19 protein-coding genes, 1 pseudogene and 1 riboswitch are annotated in these 18,563 nt (G+C 35.0%); of the genes and pseudogenes, 13 read left to right on the forward strand and 7 right to left on the reverse strand.

Annotation, left to right across the window (positions count from 1 at the left end):
* Nucleotides 1–185 precede the first annotated feature (185 nt).
* Nucleotides 186–1,757 carry a hypothetical protein gene (locus ACFSCX_RS13160; RefSeq protein WP_377928707.1) on the forward strand — a complete coding sequence of 524 codons (1,572 nt, stop codon included), beginning with the start codon at nt 186–188 and terminating at the stop codon, nt 1,755–1,757.
* A 34-nt stretch (nt 1,758–1,791) separates the two neighbouring features.
* Here the strand turns inward: ACFSCX_RS13160 and ACFSCX_RS13165 are convergent, their stop codons facing one another.
* Together ACFSCX_RS13165 and ACFSCX_RS13170 are read right to left on the reverse strand one after the other, a co-directional pair.
* On the reverse strand, nt 1,792–2,202 hold the full coding sequence (locus ACFSCX_RS13165) for a hypothetical protein (protein ID WP_377928708.1): 411 nt from the start codon (nt 2,200–2,202) through the stop codon (nt 1,792–1,794).
* Nucleotides 2,203–2,331: 129 nt separating this feature from the next.
* Nucleotides 2,332–2,865 carry a VUT family protein gene (locus ACFSCX_RS13170; RefSeq protein ID WP_377928709.1) on the reverse strand — a complete coding sequence of 178 codons (534 nt, stop codon included), beginning with the start codon at nt 2,863–2,865 and terminating at the stop codon, nt 2,332–2,334.
* An 85-nt stretch (nt 2,866–2,950) separates the two neighbouring features.
* A riboswitch (PreQ1 riboswitch) is annotated at nt 2,951–2,996 on the reverse strand.
* A gap of 209 nt (nt 2,997–3,205) precedes the next feature.
* Here ACFSCX_RS13170 and ACFSCX_RS13175 point away from each other — a divergent pair.
* The 3 genes and pseudogenes from ACFSCX_RS13175 (at nt 3,206) to ACFSCX_RS13185 (ending at nt 6,126) form a co-directional block, all read left to right on the forward strand.
* A complete protein-coding gene (locus ACFSCX_RS13175) occupies nt 3,206–4,138 on the forward strand; it encodes an EamA family transporter (RefSeq protein ID WP_377928710.1) in 933 nt (310 codons plus the stop codon).
* Nucleotides 4,139–4,184: 46 nt separating this feature from the next.
* A complete protein-coding gene (locus ACFSCX_RS13180; RefSeq protein ID WP_377928801.1) occupies nt 4,185–4,856 on the forward strand; it encodes an HAD family hydrolase in 672 nt (223 codons plus the stop codon).
* A 262-nt stretch (nt 4,857–5,118) separates the two neighbouring features.
* Nucleotides 5,119–6,126 (forward strand): annotated as a pseudogene (locus ACFSCX_RS13185) (IS1595 family transposase).
* A gap of 36 nt (nt 6,127–6,162) precedes the next feature.
* On the opposite strand, the gene ACFSCX_RS13190 reads toward ACFSCX_RS13185, so the two are convergent.
* The 3 genes from ACFSCX_RS13190 to ACFSCX_RS13200 all read right to left on the reverse strand — a co-directional run bounded on the left by ACFSCX_RS13190 (nt 6,163) and on the right by ACFSCX_RS13200 (nt 8,546).
* Complete coding sequence (locus tag ACFSCX_RS13190; RefSeq protein WP_377928711.1) at nt 6,163–6,366, reverse strand: hypothetical protein; 204 nt, start codon at nt 6,364–6,366, stop codon at nt 6,163–6,165.
* A gap of 226 nt (nt 6,367–6,592) precedes the next feature.
* Complete coding sequence (locus tag ACFSCX_RS13195) at nt 6,593–7,879, reverse strand: MFS transporter (protein ID WP_377928712.1); 1,287 nt, start codon at nt 7,877–7,879, stop codon at nt 6,593–6,595.
* A gap of 64 nt (nt 7,880–7,943) precedes the next feature.
* On the reverse strand, nt 7,944–8,546 hold the full coding sequence (locus ACFSCX_RS13200; RefSeq protein ID WP_377928713.1) for a TetR/AcrR family transcriptional regulator: 603 nt from the start codon (nt 8,544–8,546) through the stop codon (nt 7,944–7,946).
* A gap of 169 nt (nt 8,547–8,715) precedes the next feature.
* Here ACFSCX_RS13200 and ACFSCX_RS13205 point away from each other — a divergent pair, with 169 nt between their 5' ends.
* The gene (locus ACFSCX_RS13205) at nt 8,716–9,564 is read left to right on the forward strand and encodes a M55 family metallopeptidase (RefSeq protein WP_377928714.1); all 849 of its coding nucleotides are present in this window, start codon (nt 8,716–8,718) and stop codon (nt 9,562–9,564) included.
* Nucleotides 9,565–9,604: 40 nt separating this feature from the next.
* Here ACFSCX_RS13205 and ACFSCX_RS13210 read toward each other — a convergent pair whose 3' ends face one another.
* On the reverse strand, nt 9,605–10,654 hold the full coding sequence (locus tag ACFSCX_RS13210; protein ID WP_377928715.1) for a M42 family metallopeptidase: 1,050 nt from the start codon (nt 10,652–10,654) through the stop codon (nt 9,605–9,607).
* Between the two features lie 191 nt (nt 10,655–10,845).
* On the opposite strand from ACFSCX_RS13210, the gene ACFSCX_RS13215 reads away from it, so the two are divergent.
* Entirely contained in the window at nt 10,846–11,313 is a 468-nt protein-coding gene (locus tag ACFSCX_RS13215; protein WP_377928716.1) for a VOC family protein, read from the forward strand.
* A gap of 20 nt (nt 11,314–11,333) precedes the next feature.
* On the opposite strand, the gene ACFSCX_RS13220 is transcribed toward ACFSCX_RS13215, so the two are convergent.
* Complete coding sequence (locus ACFSCX_RS13220; RefSeq protein WP_377928717.1) at nt 11,334–11,648, reverse strand: hypothetical protein; 315 nt, start codon at nt 11,646–11,648, stop codon at nt 11,334–11,336.
* Between the two features lie 260 nt (nt 11,649–11,908).
* On the opposite strand from ACFSCX_RS13220, the gene ACFSCX_RS13225 reads away from it, so the two are divergent.
* The 7 genes from ACFSCX_RS13225 (at nt 11,909) to ACFSCX_RS13255 (ending at nt 18,065) form a co-directional block, all read left to right on the forward strand.
* Entirely contained in the window at nt 11,909–12,691 is a 783-nt protein-coding gene (locus ACFSCX_RS13225; RefSeq protein ID WP_377928718.1) for a hypothetical protein, read from the forward strand.
* A 139-nt stretch (nt 12,692–12,830) separates the two neighbouring features.
* Nucleotides 12,831–13,820, forward strand: coding sequence for a Gfo/Idh/MocA family protein (locus ACFSCX_RS13230; RefSeq protein ID WP_377928719.1), 990 nt, complete (start codon nt 12,831–12,833; stop codon nt 13,818–13,820).
* A gap of 370 nt (nt 13,821–14,190) precedes the next feature.
* A complete protein-coding gene (locus tag ACFSCX_RS13235) occupies nt 14,191–14,388 on the forward strand; it encodes a hypothetical protein (RefSeq protein WP_377928720.1) in 198 nt (65 codons plus the stop codon).
* The gene (abc-f, locus tag ACFSCX_RS13240) at nt 14,381–16,144 is read left to right on the forward strand and encodes a ribosomal protection-like ABC-F family protein (protein WP_377928721.1); all 1,764 of its coding nucleotides are present in this window, start codon (nt 14,381–14,383) and stop codon (nt 16,142–16,144) included. Before ACFSCX_RS13235 ends, abc-f begins: the two co-directional genes overlap by 8 nt.
* 196 nt (nt 16,145–16,340) lie before the next feature.
* The gene (locus ACFSCX_RS13245; RefSeq protein ID WP_377928722.1) at nt 16,341–16,982 is read left to right on the forward strand and encodes a pyridoxamine 5'-phosphate oxidase family protein; all 642 of its coding nucleotides are present in this window, start codon (nt 16,341–16,343) and stop codon (nt 16,980–16,982) included.
* Nucleotides 16,983–17,068: 86 nt separating this feature from the next.
* On the forward strand, nt 17,069–17,455 hold the full coding sequence (locus tag ACFSCX_RS13250) for a TrmO family methyltransferase domain-containing protein (RefSeq protein WP_377928723.1): 387 nt from the start codon (nt 17,069–17,071) through the stop codon (nt 17,453–17,455).
* A 67-nt stretch (nt 17,456–17,522) separates the two neighbouring features.
* Nucleotides 17,523–18,065: an HD domain-containing protein gene (locus tag ACFSCX_RS13255; protein ID WP_377928724.1), complete on the forward strand. Its 543-nt coding sequence runs from the start codon at nt 17,523–17,525 to the stop codon at nt 18,063–18,065.
* Nucleotides 18,066–18,563: the final 498 nt, after the last annotated feature.

The following is an 18,563-nucleotide window of genomic DNA, read 5'->3' on the forward strand; positions in this document are numbered from 1 at the left end:
GGTACATGGATAGATAAAAAGATTGAATACATGTAATAAGGACCATTTTTTGTAAAGAATCGTAAATTCCCCCCTATAAGACATTTCCTGTTCGAACCTTTTAAGGGAATAGATGGAAAGGGGAGCGGAAAAAGAATATTTGTTTCACATCACAATCTGCCAATCAAAAAATGGAGGAAACTGGAATGAAAAAAATTCTTACTATCAATCTTTACGTGTTAACTGCATTCGTTTTAATGGCAAGTTTGATTATACCTCAAGGTAAGGTTTCAGCCGCAGCAAGCATCCATCTACATATTGATGGAGGGGAGCTAAGTGATGATACAAAAGTGACCCTCGTCTATGAAGAGGATGATGATGAAGAAGAAATCAACATGTACAGACATAATGGAACGCTCTATAAAGCAGGAAAACCAAGTGGATTCCAAGCAACTCTAGATGTAACGTTTGAAGTCGAAGAAGATGGTAAAACGGAAGCCTATGATCCTGTTAAAGTGACAGGGAAAAATGGGACCATTAATTATTGGATTACAATTGATGGTGATGATGACGAAGAGGATACTGACAACAACGATAACCTTACTACATTTGTCCAAAATAAGCCATTAACGCCATTTGTAAAAGATGTCTATAACAATGGGGATGGTACATTTACAGCATACTGGGGATACAAAAATGACAACCATGTAAAAGTTGATGCAAAAACAAGTATCTTTACAAATGGATATGTCTACAACCAATTAACTCCATTAAAAAAAGGGTTTCGTGAAGGGAGAGTAGAGGAAGCATTTAAGAGCGTTTTTACAGGAGCTTCTCTAACTTGGGAATTAACTGGACCAGATGGGATTAAGAGAAGTGCAACCGCTTTAGCAAGTTCGGCTAAATCATATCGAAACATTCACCCTTTATTAACAGGAGTATACAAAAATCTCGATGGTACGTATACAGCTTATTGGGGATACCATAATGAAAACCATGTGACCGTAGACTCAAAAGCAAGTCAATTTACTACTTCAGTACTAAATCAAGCCGAACCAATGAAAACGAATTTTTTACCTGGTTTTGTAGAAGCAGCATTTAATACCAAGTTTAACACTGGTACACTAGGATGGAACTTCATTGGACTGAATGGTAGTAGTTCTACAGTTACAGCAAACATTAGCGTTGCACAAAACTATGGAGACCTTTTACCAAAAGTTACTGCTGTTTATAACAACGGAAACGGTACGTACACAGCTTATTGGGGCTACCAAAATTCAAGTGCTGTATCTGTAGATGCACTAGAAAGTAAATTCATCTCAGGAACTGTATCAGACAATGAACAACCAATGAGCAAAAACTTCTTTAAAGGATCAAAAGATGCTGCCTTTAAAACTGTGTTTAAAGGAGATCACTTAATATGGCAATTAAGAGGACCTAATGGAGAGAAGAGAATTGCTACTGCCATCACAAATAATGCCATACCATACTCAGCATTACTTCCATTAGTCAATAAAGTGGTGAGTAATGGTGATGGTACTTATACTGCCGTTTGGGGTTATCATAACTTAAATACCGTCGAGATTAGTTCATCAAATAGTACGTTTAAGGGAACTGTTTTAAAAAACGAAGTGGCGTTAAATCAATTTAAACCTGGATTACAAAATCAAGTTTTTGAAACAACCTTTAAGGGAACAGGTTTAACATGGGAGGTAGAAGGCCCAGATGGAGTGACAAGGACGGTAACAGCCTACTCTAAAAATGCTATAACACAATAAAACAAAAGCTGCTAACCATCTGTTAGCAGCTTTCTTACTGTTTACGATCCTGTAGTACATCCTCAATAACTTCAATGTGTAGACTTGCCCAAGCCTTTTCATGAAAATGTAAGTAAATCCCCCAAAATAATAAGATGATATAGATAATCACAAAAGGAATCCACAAATTAAAGGCTCCAAACAATAGTTCAAGGAGAGGTTTTGAAAAAATAAATAACAACCAAGGAACAGTCGTCACGATAAGAGGAATGGAACCACTAGCCTGTTTTTCCTTTATCATTTTTAACTTGATTTTTTTTAGAACAGAGTTTGGTAAATCTTGATAAAATCTTATGATTTCTGAAATTTCGTTCATTTCTTTTATATGGTCAATCTCTTGCTTCAAGCTTTTCAATCTTTTTAGTTTTAGAAAAAATTTGTGTGCATCACCGCGAAAACTAAACATTACTCCATCTCCTCCCTATATTAGATTAGACGGAATGAGTGATATCTAAACAAATAAGGTGAATCTCTTTTAAAGGTGACTCCTAACTAAAAAAAAAGCTAATTCAATTTAGAATCAGCTTTGTAACAACTATTGTACAAGTTCTCTATTTTTAAGCGTCGCAAGCTGAAGAACACCAACCCCAATGAATTGCATACTCACTTTAATGATGACTTGACCTAATATTGCCATCCACACGAATTCCCAAGGTATAAATCCAGCACCGAGTGGAGAAAGGCCAATGATAACAAATATGGCTGAATCAAGAATACCACCAACAGCTCCACTATATAATACTCTAATATTCAGCGGTAATTTTAATCGAGAATAAATTTCTGTATCGGTTGTTTCTGAAATCGCGAAACTTACAGCACTTGCAAACACAATCCACAAAGTATCTCCTAAAGAATAGCTTGAGAGTGCAGAAAGAAGTAAAGCTAGGCAAATGAATACGTACGTTTTTTTCTTCCCATATTTATTTTGAACAAAGTCACGTAGGATAAATGTTGCGCCGATTAAGAACGATCCCATTGGAATAATAAATACACCTAATTGTAGGGGAGCAAACTTCGCAGTTAAAACATTTGCTAACACAATGACACTTAAATAAAACAAAATTCTCATGAGGTCATCTCCTTTTTTTATTTCTTTAGAACAAAGGAGGTTCAAAAATACTCTAAAAAAGAAAAAACTACATCCTAAGGATATAGCTGCCTTAGTTTTTTATAGAGGGTATTATCTAGAACCTCTCCTGCATGATGCAGAATTAGATTTATATATTTATAACACTGATTAATATATCATATGTTTTCAATTTGTAAAGTAGAAATTTATTTATAATCAAAATATCACACAATTCTTATTTCTTCCGTACAAATATTTATTTTAAGCAATAAAAGAAAGTCTTATAATAAATTAAATACCATTTACTTCAAATCAAATCAAAGTATAAGGAAGAGGTTTTATGAATACTATCCTACCACTACAAGTAAATAATCGAATGATAGGAATAACACTCGTGTTAATAGCTGCATCTCTTTGGGGAATCTCCGGGACTGTCGCTCAGTATTTATTTCAATTAAACGGGTTTACGGCAGAGTGGCTAGTCGTTGTCCGGCTACAAATCGCTGGGTTTTTGATGCTTTTACTCGCCTACCGTAAGCAAAAATCAAGAATCTGGCATGTATGGAAAATGAATCAAACTAGAAATCAATTAATATTGTTCAGCCTAATAGGTATGTTAGGTGTTCAATACACTTACTTTGCTGCCATTGAGGAAAGCAATGCTGCTACCGCTACGGTCCTTCAATATTTAGGACCCGTATTTATCGCCATTTATATAGTTGTAAAAGAAAAAAGAGTACCTACATCAAGGGAACTTTTCATCATATTTTTGGCACTCCTTGGAACCTTTCTCCTCGTTACAAATGGACAACTAACATCATTGTCGTTATCTATTTGGGGTGTATTTTGGGGAATTGCTTCTGGTGTTGCTCTTGCCTTTTACACACTTCAGCCTTACACATTAATTAAGAACTATGGCACTATGATTGTAGTAGGGTGGGGGATGTTTATTGGTGGATTAGGATTTAGTTTGTTTTTCCATCCATGGAATATCTCAGGAGAACTTAATGCAATGACACTTATGGCTATTTTTTTCGTCATAATATTTGGGACACTCATTCCATTTTATTGTTACTTAGAAAGCTTACAGTTTTTATCCGCATCCGAAACTAGCATCCTATCATGTGCAGAGCCTTTATCAGCAGCGATTATTGCTGTTGTATGGTTACAAGTTTCGTTAGGTATCATGCAATGGATTGGAACACTATTTATATTATTAACAATCATCTTCCTGTCAAAGCAAGGTAAAAAGGGCAAAGAGATGAATAGATAAAATAAACATTATAGAAATAGAGTTGGAAGGGATGTCAACAATGAACATTAAAGCAATTGTATTTGATTTTGATGGTTTAGTAGTAGATACTGAATCAGTTTGGTTTGAAGTATTCCAAGAAGTAATGAGGTCTGAATATGAATTTGACTTTAAAATTGAAGATTTCTCCATATGCATTGGAACTTCCGATGATTTTTTATTTGAAAGACTCTCACATCTAGCTGATAGGGAGCTCGATCGTTCTTTGATTAAGGAAAAAACACGGGAACTATACGAAACCAAAATGATTGAATTGAGCATTCGAGATGGTGTCATAGATTACTTAGAAACGGCTAAACGTCTAGGGTTAAAAATTGGACTTGCATCGAGTTCAAGTAAAGCTTGGGTAGAGGGATTATTAAATAGATTTCAGATAAGAGAGTACTTTGAAGTAATAAAAACATCGGATGATGTAAAGAGAGTAAAGCCTGACCCAGAGCTTTACTTACAGGCCATTCAAGGTTTAGGAGTGCTCTGTCATGAAGCAGTAGCCTTTGAAGATTCTAAAAATGGACTTATTGCAGCTAAGGAAGCCGGTCTATTTTGCGTCATTGTACCAAACCCAGTTACAAGCTTACTAGATTTTAATGGTCATTTGTATCGCTTATCATCTATGGCAGAGATAGGACTAAATGAGCTTTTAATCCTTCTTAAGGATAAGTTCGAAACTAAAGAGTAGTAGTGTGCCTCTCTGAATTTTACATCACGGAGATATTAATCAAAATGGAGTATACGTTATGACGTTGAAATATAGACAAGATATGATGGAAAGTCGTAACCAATAATGATGAAACCTAAGGTAGAATGATTGTTTTAGACGATCAGAAGTTATGAAATCATAGAATAAGATTTTTTAAGAAGGCTGTTTTCGTATAGATTGTTGCTTTCTTGATCAAACTTTATAAAGGTTGATATAATGGGGTTTAAGGAGGCGTTCAAGTATGTGGAAAGATGTATATGAGGATTTCAGCGATTTAACAAAATCAGAACAAATAGCACTATTCGAAGCGGTGAAACAAGATTGATTTCCAGAAGAACCAGATAAAATCACAAAACTACTCAGAACCATTCGTGAAGCACGATTTGCTTCAGGTATGGCTTGTGTTCACTGTGGAAGTACATCCGTTAAACGCAATGGCAAATATCGTTCACGACAACGCTACTTATGTAAAGATTGCAACAAAACATTCAATGATATGACCAATACACCATTTTCAGGCTCACGATACCCTGAAAAATGGGTAAAATACATTGAACTAATGGTAGAAGGCAATACGCTACCAAAAATCGCTAAACGACTTAAAATACACATCTCCACTGCATTTTATTGGAGACATAAAATCTTGAACGCATTAGGAAGTATTGGCTTCAATCAACTTCAGGGCATTGTTGAGAGCGATGAAACGTTCTTTCGTGAGTCTATGAAAGGTAGAGAAATCACCCATAGGAAATCTAAGAAACGTGGTGAGAAAGACAAGAAGAGAGGTATTTCTAACCTCAAAATTGCTGTTATAGTAGCACAAGACCGCAATGGAAATATGATTGCTCGTAAAGCAGGAACAGGTCGTGTTAGAGCCGAAGAAATTGACAATGTTATAGGTAAATTTATTCATCCTTCTGCTTTGATATGTACTGACACAGCAACTAATTATAAGAAGTTTTCCAAACTAAAAGGTTTGCTTCACGAAACAGTCAACGAACGACAGAAACAACGTGTGAAAAAGGGTATCTACCACATTCAACACGTTAATAATTCCCATAGCCGTTTAAAGAGTTGGATAGAACGTTTCCAAGGGGTGGCAACCAAATATTTGGATAACTACCTCTACTGGTTCCGTTGGCTTGAATTAGGCAAGGATTTAGCATTTGATAAACGTGTAGAGCAAATGCTTATTTCAGCCTGTCAAAAATCAAATAATACAACCGTTGAATTGCTAAAAGGTGCATAATAAAGGATCTCAAATAAGAGATCAATTTATGAATGTTTATTCCTTATCTACCTTATCCTTTGTTGTAAGATATGAGGCAAAAAATAATGCAATTCCAAGACAAACAAATGATAATGATAGATATTGCTCCTCAAAGACAAATACTTCTTTGAATTTTTGAACAAACAAGAATATGCCAAGTATAAAGAAGATAATTCCTAATCCAAAGTTTATCTTTCCGAATAGAGTAACATTTTTCATACATTACATCTCCTTTCTGTTTTTAAGAGTCTATCATAAAATACAACCATTATTTATACGATTTTAATAACTGATAAGTTTCATTGATAGTAATATATATTATTATTATATATATTTTAACATACACTGTTTATTTATTAAAAAACAACAAAGTTTACGAAAACAGCCTTTAAGAAAGTGTAAAAAGACGCATGGATTTGATATGCGTCTTTTTACGTCTTAAAGGTTAGTCTAGAGCCAATGAATGGTTTTGGTTTGTTTCTTTGCTAGAAGTTAATTTATAAAATATTCGTAATGTAACAGTTCCCATCAAGACAAATAAAAAGGATATAACAAAGGGTGGAAGGATACTGCTAATAATGATAAAAAATCCTGCTGAAGTAGCACCTAGAATGGTCATTTGCCCAAAAACAGCCATATATGAACTTCTCGCATGGTCAGGCACCATATTTGCTAGTAATGTCTGTTTAACTGGTATGTGCATTAATTCACCAATCGTTGCAATTGCCATTGCAATCAATAAAATAAATGGGACTTGGTGAAAACTAATAATAGTAAACCCAAGAAAGTATAGGACGATACCTGACAGTAATACCGACCGATCCTTCCACTTCTTTAATAGGACTGATACGACAATTGTTAAACATACAACGAGTACCGTATTTTCAGTCTTTAATATACCAAGAAGATTGATACCATCCACTTCAAGTGAAAGAATAGGAAAGAGTGGAACAGGGTCTGAAAGCTCTTTTGATAAGCGTATACCAATAAAATTAGTTAATTGTTCTTCAACAGATACAATAAGGAGATTGGCAAATGCAAGAGCTGCAAATTCCTTGTTCGTTAAGACGTCTTTATACATGTTGAATAAAGGTGTTAATTTACTTTTGGTCATACTAGGATAACCGTTTAAACCCGTCAATTTCTCTACATTCAGTGGTACATATGATTCTTTGATAAAAAAGACTGTAATTAGTAGAGATAGAAACGTAATAAAGCTAACGACAAGGAAAAGAATAAAATGATAGTTCATAAATAAAAAAGCACCAATTATCCCACCAGTTGCTACAGCTAAATTGTTTAACCAATAGGAAAAGGTATAGATAGATCTTCTGTTAATCGGGTTACTTTCATCTATAATTAGTGCTTGATAGGCAGGGCCAGCCATCCCCGTAAAAAAATGAATAATTACAAACAATAGAAAGGTTATATATGGAAGACTTACCCATGGTGAATTGACAAAGGCTACAAATAAAAAACAAACAAACACAAACAATTCTGCCCATATAATTACTTTTTTTCTCCCATTACGATCAGACAAGTAACCACCGGCAAATGTCCCTATAACACTTGCTGTCATAACACCTAAAAACATAAATCCGGTGACAACAGTGCCTAACTTACTAGAAAAATAGACAATTAGGTAGGGAGTCACAGACATACTTGCCATCATCGTTAAAAACTGAAGACCAAGCCGAATTTGTATGGTTTTATTAAACGAAAATATCGTCATAAAGATTCCTCATTCCTATTGATTGATTAATCAATCATTTTTGTTGTACAAGTAAGACCGAACACTATTTTTGTTTCGGTCTAAATAATTGCAGGGCATAAGGTACAAATTGCTCCCATAATTCTTTGTCAGGTGAATCAGTATGATTTAAACGAAGTCCCATCAAAAGACTAGTATAAGCAGTTGCAGCGAATATTGGCTTATATTCATGAAGCTGTCCATTCTTTTGTCCATTTATCACAAGCTTCACTATTTTTTCTCGAAATTGCATGTGAAATTCATCAAGCTCTTTAAACTGATCTTGAAACCGGTTATTCTGTCCTATCACCTGGACGACCAATCTTAAGTAAATCCCTAAGTTAGAAAAAATCTTAATATGATGTTTGATCATTCTTTCTAGTTCTAAAAGAGGGGTATTTGTATCAGGATCAAAATCTAATAAACTTTTGGATATTTCACTCAATGGATCAATGACAGCACAATGAAATAGCTCTTCTTTTGTAGGAAAATAAGTGAAGACACTACCAAAGCTTACACCTGATGCCTTGGCGACCTTGGCAATGGTTGTGTCATTATAACCTTGTTCTGAGAAAAGAAGAATAGCTTGCTCTAGAACCTTATCACGTTTTTGCTTCATTTTAGCAAGTTGATTTTCTGAAAGCGGCAATTTATCACCCCGTTAGTAATGATTGATTGATTAATCATTATTATAATGAAATGGATAAATATTGTAAATATTTTTTTAAGAAGGAATGTAACGAACAAAAATAGAAGATTCTCTAATTAGTGGAAAATTTACCTTTTTCTAATCATCTTAATAAATGGGAGAGATCATTTTGAAAATTTTTATATCAGCTGATATAGAGGGTGTAACAGGAGTAGCAACGAGTCAACAAATAAAGGTGAATAGTGAGTATCAAAGATTTCGAAGATTTATGACAATGGATGTCAATGCGGCAATAGAGGGAGCTTTTAATGGGGGTGCTACTGAAATTGTGGTAGCAGATGGTCATGGGAACATGTCAAATATTTTATTAGAGGAACTTGATCCAAGAGTCCGTCTTATACAGGGTAGTAACCGAGTCATGTGTCAACTGGAGGGACTGGATGACAGTTTTGATGCAATCATGTTTGTAGGGCACCATGGTCGTGAAGGGGGGTCTCTGAGAACTAGTATAAGTCATACTCTTGCTGGTATTTGTGTAAATGAAATGAAAATTAATGGTAAAGTAGTCGGTGAAACGGAAATGAATACAATGGTAGCTGGTGACTTTAATGTACCTGCCATCTTCATTTCAGGTGACGACGCTTATGTAGCAGAAGTAATGGAAACACTTCCTCAGGTTGAGGTAGCTGTTGTAAAAAGAGGAATTGACCGGTTCTCTGCAGAATTAATACACCCTGACAAAGCCCATTCATTAATTAGAGAAAGATCAGAAGTTGCAGTAAAAAGAATCCATGAATTTACGCCATATAAAGTAGATGGACCCGTTACATTTGAACTTGAATTTAAAGCACCAAGTCAAGCACTCATGACTACTACTATTCCATCCGTTACATTAATTGGTCCAAAAAAAATCACTTTCACTTGTGAAGATATGGTAACGGCATACAAACATATGTGGGCTTGTGTAATTATTGCTATCTCAGCTACGAACAGTATACTAGGGCACGTTAATTCCTAGAAAAAACCAGTTGATTTTCCGGAATCAACTGGTTTTCTAATTAGTATACCATTTTTGATTGAATGTAATGATATAGAAGCTTTGCTGTGTTTTCGATCGATTCCTTATGTGTTCTCTCAAATGCATGGGAGGAATCAATTCCAGGTCCTATTAATCCATGTATAATGTCATTTCCTGAACGAATCGCTGCTGATGCATCAGAACCATAAAAAGGATAAATATCCAGTTTATAGCCTACACCATTTTCTTCAGCTAATTTTGTTAAATGTTTTCTAAGTTCGTAATGGTATGGACCGCTTGAATCTTTCACACAGATCGAGACTGTATATTCATCCGTTGATTGCCCATCACCCATGGCCCCCATATCAACTGCTAAATATTCAACCGTTTCCGGCGTTATATTTGAGTTTCCACCATAGCCAATTTCCTCATTATTTGAGATTAAGAAATGTGTAGTATAGGGAAGAACAAGGTTCTCTTCTATTACTTGTTTGATTAATTGAAGAAGAATTCCTACACTTGCCTTGTCATCTAAATGACGTGACTTAATAAATCCATTGTCTAACACTTGAACACGAGGATCAAATGAAATAAAATCACCGACTTCAATTCCTAACTTACGAACATCATCAGCATTTTGGACCTTCTCATCGATCCTAACCTCCATGTTATCTTGATTACGTTCAGCTTTTCCTGCGTCTTTGTATACATGGACAGATGTTTGATGCATTAAAATAGTCCCTGAATAAATTTTTCCTGAGGATGTCTGAATTTGGCAGTATTCACCTTCAATTGAGTTATATCGAAAGCCCCCAATTAAATCTAGCTTTAATCGCCCACTTGATTTGATTTCTTTGACCATAGCTCCAAGCGTATCAACGTGAGCAGTTAGCATCCTATGTTGACTTTGATCTGCACCTGGAAGTGTAGCAATTAAACCACCTTTTCGGTTTCTCTTAGTTTCAACATTTAATTCACGTAAGTACTTTTCTACGTATGTAATTACTTCTTTTGTGTTTCCTGATGGACTAGGAATCGATACTAGTTCTTTAATTAATTGAATCGTATCATTGACATTATCAATTTTCATCTTTACATCCCCCACTTAACATAGATAATTAGATTAGATTTCTTCATTATTATATTATACATATTTAGCCTAGGTTTTTCGAAACATTCCCTTTAAGACTAAAGGATGAGACAAAAATCAAGACTAGGACCGAATGGAATCAAACGATATTGCTTTAAGATAAAGATAGATAGTAGAAAGGAGAAAAGATTATGAAGAATGCAAAAATTTATGAAACTCATGTTCATACAAAAAATTTAGAGACAGCTATTAATTTTTATGAAAGCCTGGGACTACGGATAGCTTTTATAATCGAAGATAGAAGAGTCGCTTTTTTTTACTTGGGAGAAGAAGGTTCAAGAGAACAGATGCTTGGGGTTTGGGAAGTAAGAAAAGAGGAGTTTACAAAAAGTCATTTTGCTTTTTCTGCAACATATGAGGAATTATTAAACATACCAAACTATCTCAAAGAGAAAGGTATTACATTACGCCCATCATTTGGATTAAAGCCTACTGAACCAATTGTTCACAGTTGGATGCCGGCAGCTTCCTATTATTTTTATGATCCTGATGGGAACTCGCTCGAATATATAACATTACTTGAAGGTGAGCCTATACCTCAATTAGGTCCTGTTCATTTAAGCACTTGGTTAAAACATAACGAGAACCCACAGTCTTAAATATGACTGTGGGTAAATCTCTAGTAAAATCTTTTATGATGGTGATGGGGAGGACGGTGTGGACCTTCTAATAGTTCCCCTCCTAAAAATCCAAGACCCAAGCCTAATAGCCCTGCACCTAGAGGGCTTCCTAGTGGACCTGCTCCATAGCCTCCTGGGTACCCGTATCCAGGAAATGGTCCATAGCCAGGTCCTGGGTATCCATACCCTCCATAAGGTCCTACACCTGTTCCTGGGTATCCATATCCTCCGTAACCGGCTCCTGGCCCATAGCCACCAACTCCGGGTCCAGGATAACCAAATCTCTGATCCACCAACGGTTGATTTATATACATTTGATGATTGCCTCCTTCATTCTTTCACTACATTTTTTATACTCAAGCAAACTTAACTTGCTGTTAATAACGTGTACAGTGTAGCGTATGTGAATGATGAATATGCGGACTAGACAAAAGCCCTTTTTACAAAAATTTACGAAAATTAGTAAAAATGCACAGGCAATATCAAACAAAGTTCTACCCTTTTTGTTCTTTTATTGCTTTATCTAGAATAGTATATACATAGCTTCGTATTCTCTAGTAAAGGGGAGGCTATATTGTACAAACATTTTTTTCTAGTATGTATTCAGAATCAATTAACGATTACAAAGAAATCCAATGCGACCCTTGCAAATATCACCATATATCTTGGTAATAAGTGTATAGGACAGGTTTCCACTATGCAACAAATCGTATTTTTGTTAGGTAAAGTTAATCCAAAACCTTCTATAATAACAATTAGAGCATTCACTCTTCAATATGGTAATTGGTATCCAATCGAAGAAACACATGTTGTTTATCCAAGAATAAATAAGAATATCTCTAGAAACAATGTAACGTATAAAGCTGGAGATATATTAGTAGGGTCTGATAATATGAATGGTTTACCTCAAGGATATATGGGTCATGCTGCACTTGTCGTTGATGATAAACACATTATCGACTCAGTCATGTCAGATCCCATTGTTAGAAAAGTACCGATTGAAGAGTTTTTAATGAATCATCCAAACCATGCTCACTTTAGACCTAAGTCAGAGAAGATGGGGCAAGATGCTGCCCAATACGCAGAGTCTTATTTGAAAAATTTCGAGAAAAATGTAGAAAAAGGGATTGCAAAGCCTATTTTTTATTTCACCATCCAAACACCTTTACAAGATGAATGGACCTATATATATTGCTCCAAATTGGTTTGGCTTAGCTACTATTATGGGGCAAGTTATGAATTTACAAATGATCACCTTTGGTTTGCACCAGAGGATTTGTACACAAATATGATGAATAATCCAGATTTTGAACTTATCTATATTCATCCTGACTACGGATTTTATATTGATGTTTAGGAAAGGGAGAGAATGCTTTAATGGAAAATATCCATTGAGTATTTTCTCTTTTTTCATAAAGTTAGGACAAGCTTAATATTTGCTAAGGGACATAAATGGAATATACTCATAAGTAAATCATTAGAAAAGGAGAATGAAAATGTCCAAGGTAAAACTAGGGATAATCGGACTGGGTGCGATGGGACAAAGACTCATTCAAACAATTATACACTCGCATTCAGACACAATAGAAATAACAGCAGTCTGTGATTCCAGCGAAAGTTTAACTAAACAAGTGGCCGAAGAACTACAAGTAACTAACTATACAACAGACTACCATGTTCTACTAAATAACGAAGAAATCCAGTTGATTTATATTGCTGTTCCACCAAAATTTCATGAGAGGATTGTTCTTGATGCTGTACAAAAACATATTCTCTGTGAAAAACCATTAGCCAATTCACTTGAAGAAGCGGGTCGGATGTTAGAAGCAGTTGAAAGAGAAAACGTGCTCCACATGATGAATTTCCCACTAAATTATCAAGGTGCCATGTATAAAATGATGGAGCTACTTGAAGATGGGTATATCGGGAAATATAGACGAATTGACTTAACCCTTCACTTTCCAAAGTGGCCTAGGTCTTGGCAAAAAAACAGCTGGGTCGGCAAACGGGAACAAGGTGGATTCATGTTAGAAGTTGGTGCACACTGGATTCAGTTCATACTAAAGAATTTTGGCCAAATCCTACACATAAAAGGGGATGTACACTATCCAGAAGATCCAAATGCAAGTGAATCAGGAGTAATTGCCACACTCACATTAGAAAATGACATAAAAGTTCATGTTAATGGACTCAGTCAAATGGCTGGTAATGAACGTGTGGAATTAGCCATTCATGGAACAGAAGGATCAGTTATGATTGAAAATTGGGGAACATTGAAAGCAGGGAAATCAGGAGAAGCATTTGAGGAAATTCCCATTAAACATAAGGGGAATAATCGACTCCTCGATCATGTTGTCGCTGCAATTAAAGGGGAAAAAGCTGACATTTATGATTTTAGAATCGGTTATAATGTACAAGTTGTTCTCGAAGCATTTAAGCAACAAAATCTACAACAAGGTATCGATTTGAAAAATAAGTATAAATAAAGTGAAACTTCAATCAGTGGGGGTGTTCCTCATCCCCCACTGATTGTTAGCCCCGGCCCACACTGTGGGTCACACAGACGTTGCCACAAGAGGTGGCGACTTTAGTCTGTGTTCCTTTTCAGGGTTCTTACTGGCGCTTATCCCCCACTTAAACTTCTCTATTCATCTAAAGTTTTGAAGTGGGGGTCTTAGCGCCAGTTGGAGCGGGATAAATTGAAAATGGATGAATGCAAAGGTATACATTATTTCCAGCATTAGGGTTGACACTTTGTAACCATCTGCATATACTTATTAACAAATCAACAATGAAAGGGATGAATTGTGGACCAATGAAGTTCTAATCTAATTTTTTCTTAGGAGATTTATTCAAATGATGAATACATTAAAACCTAGAGAAATTGGATTAGTCTGCCCATTTTTCCATACATCCTATATAGAGCAAGTGCAAACGCCATTTTATGGATTTTCATCCTATCCATTAAGTAAGGCTTATTTGTTCATATTGTTATGTATATTGGCATTTACTTCAACCTCTCTAGGTAATCTAGGGAGGTTTTTTCATGTTTAAGATAACGAACTCAAACACATCCAATCGAGAGAGAACGCGCGAGGTGAACAATTTGACGATACTCAGAGCTAGAAATATAGATAAGAATTATGGTGATAAAGAAGTGTTGAAAAATATTTCCTTTGATATATCAGGAGGAGAAAGAATAGGATTAGTTGGATTTAATGGGGCAGGTAAAACTACGTTAGCGAATATAATTTACGGAATCACATTACCTGATAAGGGGACAATTGAAACAGGAAAGGAGTCTTTTAAAGTAGGATATTTACTACAATCTGTTGATTACAATGTTAGTGATTTTCATCAAGATAATATGACGTCAGAATTTCTTGAAATAACTAGTGAGCTTGGTCTTAAAAAGGTAAACTCGTGGGAAAATGAACATTTTTCTCACTTAAGTGGAGGAGAAAAGTTAAAAATTGCACTAGCTAACATTTGGGTTTCAAATCCAGATATCTTAATCTTAGATGAACCAACTAACCATTTAGATTTACAAGGGGTAAGGTGGTTAATCAACCAGCTAAAAGGATACAAAGGAACGGTCATCATCATTTCACATGATCGTTACTTCTTAGATCAGACAGTTAGTAAGATATATGAGTTAGCTAATAAAAAATTAACTATTTTCGACGGAAATTACACTGAATATCGTATAGAAAAGAAAAAACGATATGAAGAACAATTGCATCAATATGATGTTCAGCAAAAGTATAAAGAACGCATTGAAGGTCAGATTACCCAATTAAAACAGTGGGCAGGGAAAGCACACCGAACAATGAGAGAACAAGAAGGCTTTAAAGAATTTCATGGTGTAAAGGCAAAAAAAATGGACAGATCCATTAAGTCTAAAATGAAACGATTAAACATGGAGCTTGAAAAAAATAAAGTGGAGCGACCAAGCGAAGAAAAAAAGGTCCAATTCCAATTTAATGCTGGTGATAAGCGTGGAAAAAGAATGATCGAAGCAAAGCAGTTAACTAAAAAGTTTGCGAATCGAACTTTGTTTCAAGATAGCTATTTTTTTATTAATTATGGTGAACGCGTTGGAATAGTTGGACCAAATGGTTCGGGGAAATCTACCCTTATCAAAATGCTTTTAGAGAAGGAATCCATATCTGATGGAGATATTTGGAAAAGTAGTTCGTTAAAAATGGCTTATTTAAGTCAAGATGTTGCAGATATGCCTTTAAATAAATCAGTGATAGATTCTTTAGGTCTCACAAATCGTGAAGAAATCTTTCATGCAAGAACAACTCTTGCGAACATGGGAATGAAGGAAGAAAAAATAAATCAACCTATTCAAACATTAAGCCTTGGAGAAAGAACTCGTGTAAAACTTACAAAAATGCTCATTCAAGAACATGATCTTCTAATTCTTGATGAACCAACCAATCATTTAGACTTACCGAGCCGGGAACAACTAGAAGAAACATTAAGTCAGTTTACAGGAGCCATGCTTATTGTTTCACATGATTATTATTTCTTAAATAAACTATGCGATACTTTATTAGTTATTGAAGATGACAAAATTAAGCGGATTGAAATGTCACTTGAACAATATGAAACTAAGAAAAACATGTCAGCTGATGAGGGAAAAAAACAGCTAGAGGAACAATTACTTCGTCTTGATACGGAGATTACAGCTGTTATTAGTGAATTAAGTTTATTAACTCCAGACTCTGACCGCTATCAGGAACTAGACAAACAATTTTTAGCTCTTACAAGTAAAAAGAAGCAACTGTTAGCGATTGAGTGATGAAATGATCTGTGTCAATAACCTATTAAAACGTTATGTAGAACAAGATAATACAATGAATAACAAAAATATTTTAAAAGTAAACTTGATTGTTACGTTTGGTTACAAAAGAAGCCCCTATTCGGAAGTACAAAAAGTAACAATCATCGGTAAATTTTGGTATGATTGTTATATAGCTAGGTAGGGGGATGACAAAATGTCGGCAATTAATTTTAAGTTTGAAAACATCATTACTTCTGAGGCAGAATTACGAGAAAAACTCGGGCAACCAAGCAAGGTTGCAGGGAATAAAGTAATTCATGAGCTCGATCAACATTGTAAAACATTAATTAATCATAGTCCATTTCTTGTATTATCAACTTCTAACATGAATGGAAAATGTGATGCTTCTCCTAGGGGTGATGCTCCTGGATTTGTCTATATAGTGGATGAAAAACATATCATTATTCCAGAACGACCGGGTAACAAAAGGATTGATTCAATTAGTAATATTTTATCGAATCCACATGTTGGCATACTCTTTTTTATCCCTGGTATGGAAGAGACCTTAAGAATAAACGGACGTGCATGTATTATACAAGATCAAAATTGGCTAACAAAAATGACAGCCAATCATAAGGTTCCAGAATTAGGCATTGTAATTGAAGTTGAAGAAATCTTCATGCATTGCGCGAAAGCATTTAAACGCTCACATCTATGGGAACCTGAATTATGGCCAGATATAACAAAGGTTCCTACTGCACCAGAAATCCTGGCAGCACATGTAAAAAAAGAAGAGATGACCAAAGAAGTCATTCAAGAGCATCTTAAGGATAGCTATAAGAACAGGCTTTATTAGGATAGGAGGTTCTACAATGGATCCAAGTAACAATGAAGCCAATTGGAAAAGAAATATCAGGACTAGAATTGATTTAAGGACGAATTTTGGGGAGTAAAATCACAAACATTGAAATTGATTTGAGCCAATATAATGAGAAAGTATTAATGGGTTTAATTGATTTTTCACACCTTGAGGTTATTTTCTTCATGCATGGTATGAATCCCGAAAAAATTGACACACATGCTCGTCACCCTAGAAACAATACGTATTGGCCCAAAATAGGAATATTTGCACAACGTCCGAAAGCTAGACCAAATCGAATTGGTTTAACACGCTGTCAAATCTTAAAAGTAGAAGGTTATTCGATTACAGTCCAAGCATTGGATGCGATTGTTGGAACACCAGTTCTTGATATAAAAACTTATCTGAAAGAATATCGACCTATGGACCAATTGGTGAAGTCCGACAACCTGATTGGAGCTCAGAACTAATGAAGAATTACTTTAAACATAAATATGTATATGATAACTTACTTGAAAACGTTTTGGGGGTAAGTTAATGAATATAGTGGAGAAAGCAAGGATATTTGCTAGGAACGCACATCATGGACAAACGAGAAAACTATCAACCGAGCCCTATTTTGTACATCCAGAAGCAGTTGCTAAAATTTTACTTGATGCAAATTTAGCCGAAGAAATAATCGCAGCGGGGTATTTACATGATACAGTTGAGGATACAAATGTATCAATAGAGGATATTCAGAGGGAGTTTGGTCATGAAATTGCCGAAATTGTTGCTGGAAACACGGAGGATAAATCGAAGACTTGGGAAGAAAGGAAAAAGCATACAATTGAATATACTCGGACTGCAGCGTTTGAAATGAAATGTTTAATTGCTGCAGATAAACTCGATAACTTACAAAGCATAGCAAATACCAATTCTCATGATGGCGAAAAATGGAGCCACTTTAAACGGGGCAAAGAGAAGCAAGGGTGGTACTATAAGGGAATTGCTGACTCCTTGTTTGAAAATATCCAAGAGGAAATCCCGACTTATTTCTATACCTATAAATCACTAGTTAATGAAGTATTTAGCGAATGATAACTAGGAGGTCACTGGTAAAGTATATTTTTTAAAAGAAAGTAAAATGATATATCAAAAATAACAAATCGCCTCGTCTTACTGACGAAGCGATTTGTATATTTCATTCGATTATTTTTTGTTTCAATCTTTCAGAGATTAATATACCTATATTTCCAATCCAAAGTGCTAGTAAGAAAATAACTAAATATCTATCAGTGAATAATTTCGCAATATTAAAAAATGAGAATGTTAGGGGCATGACACAAATGCTAGTTAATAGATAAAAAATCATTGTTAGCTTTTTCTGGGTGTAAATATGTAAAAGGAACCAGCAAAGGATAAAAGCATCCCTTAATGTTATAAAAGCTTTTCTTAAAGGTCAAAATGTATTTGCAAGATTTTAAAGGCTAAATTAAGTACTAACTAACATTCTGACATGGGAGAATTATCTTTTTCCCATGTCAAATTAAAACTTTGGTGGTAATATAAAATGTTAAAAATGAACCAAGTATTAAA

The organism is Bacillus salitolerans, assembly GCF_042680805.1.
Lineage (GTDB): Bacteria > Bacillota > Bacilli > Bacillales > SA4 > Bacillus_CJ > Bacillus_CJ salitolerans.

Bases quoted from the DNA above. Each gene is read 5' to 3' on its own strand.
- ACFSCX_RS13160 (WP_377928707.1), top strand. From the start codon at position 186: ATGAAAAAAATTCTTACTATCAATCTTTACGTGTTAACTGCATTCGTT.
- ACFSCX_RS13165 (WP_377928708.1), bottom strand. From the start codon at position 2,202: ATGTTTAGTTTTCGCGGTGATGCACACAAATTTTTTCTAAAACTAAAA.
- ACFSCX_RS13170 (WP_377928709.1), bottom strand. From the start codon at position 2,865: ATGAGAATTTTGTTTTATTTAAGTGTCATTGTGTTAGCAAATGTTTTA.
- ACFSCX_RS13175 (WP_377928710.1), top strand. From the start codon at position 3,206: ATGAATACTATCCTACCACTACAAGTAAATAATCGAATGATAGGAATA.
- ACFSCX_RS13190 (WP_377928711.1), bottom strand. From the start codon at position 6,366: ATGAAAAATGTTACTCTATTCGGAAAGATAAACTTTGGATTAGGAATT.
- ACFSCX_RS13195 (WP_377928712.1), bottom strand. From the start codon at position 7,879: ATGACGATATTTTCGTTTAATAAAACCATACAAATTCGGCTTGGTCTT.
- ACFSCX_RS13210 (WP_377928715.1), bottom strand. From the start codon at position 10,654: ATGAAAATTGATAATGTCAATGATACGATTCAATTAATTAAAGAACTA.
- ACFSCX_RS13215 (WP_377928716.1), top strand. From the start codon at position 10,846: ATGAAGAATGCAAAAATTTATGAAACTCATGTTCATACAAAAAATTTA.
- ACFSCX_RS13220 (WP_377928717.1), bottom strand. From the start codon at position 11,648: ATGTATATAAATCAACCGTTGGTGGATCAGAGATTTGGTTATCCTGGA.
- ACFSCX_RS13230 (WP_377928719.1), top strand. From the start codon at position 12,831: ATGTCCAAGGTAAAACTAGGGATAATCGGACTGGGTGCGATGGGACAA.
- ACFSCX_RS13235 (WP_377928720.1), top strand. From the start codon at position 14,191: ATGATGAATACATTAAAACCTAGAGAAATTGGATTAGTCTGCCCATTT.
- abc-f (WP_377928721.1), top strand. From the start codon at position 14,381: ATGTTTAAGATAACGAACTCAAACACATCCAATCGAGAGAGAACGCGC.
- ACFSCX_RS13245 (WP_377928722.1), top strand. From the start codon at position 16,341: ATGTCGGCAATTAATTTTAAGTTTGAAAACATCATTACTTCTGAGGCA.
- ACFSCX_RS13255 (WP_377928724.1), top strand. From the start codon at position 17,523: ATGAATATAGTGGAGAAAGCAAGGATATTTGCTAGGAACGCACATCAT.